1 protein-coding gene is annotated in these 629 nt (G+C 23.4%); it reads right to left on the reverse strand.

Annotation, left to right across the window (positions count from 1 at the left end; translation table 11 throughout):
- Nucleotides 1–182 (reverse strand): hypothetical protein (locus tag DIU01_RS09110; protein WP_290833700.1); only part of this gene is annotated, 182 nt, incomplete at its 3' end.
- Nucleotides 183–629 lie beyond the last annotated feature (447 nt).

Consider the following 629-nt stretch of genomic DNA (forward strand, 5'->3'; position numbering starts at 1 on the left):
ACTTTGGAAAGTAAACTATATATTTTTTCATCTATAACTACAATCGGGTCTTTTTCGATAAGTTCTAAATCATATGCTTTTTTATAAACCTCTGATAAACAGACAAGTTTTTTGGTTTCAAAACTTTTAGTTTTACAACCGTAAATCATTGATAAAAATACAACTATTATAATTTTCTTCATAATCTATTACATCCTTTGAAGTTCATGCTCAATTGTATAGAGTACTTTTTTTATAAAAAGGTTGGGATGATGTGAAAAAAAAGGTTCGAGTTACGAGTTTTCGGTTTTCAGATTTTTGAGTATAGAATTAATTTTACTTGTATGGCAATCTCGTTTCAATTTTAAAAGAAACTACTAATTGTAATGAATGTACATAGAGTTAGTGCTAAAAGACTAATTATAGTTATGAAACTCTTTTTATTATTAATTAAAAAAATTATTCCGGTAATTAAAAATACTATTTGTGCAAGTAAGAAAGGTATTGTGAGTAGTTCTCTAAAAACTTCAACTAAAACAAAATCTATTTTGTAAAAATTAATTAAGTAAATAAGGATAAAATAAGAAACAATTACAAAATTTATAATTGTCAAATTTCTATTAGTAATTAACTTATTCATAATTCTACAT

The sequence above is a fragment of the Flavobacterium sp. genome (assembly GCF_003525665.1).
Taxonomy (GTDB): Bacteria; Bacteroidota; Bacteroidia; order Flavobacteriales; family Flavobacteriaceae; genus Flavobacterium.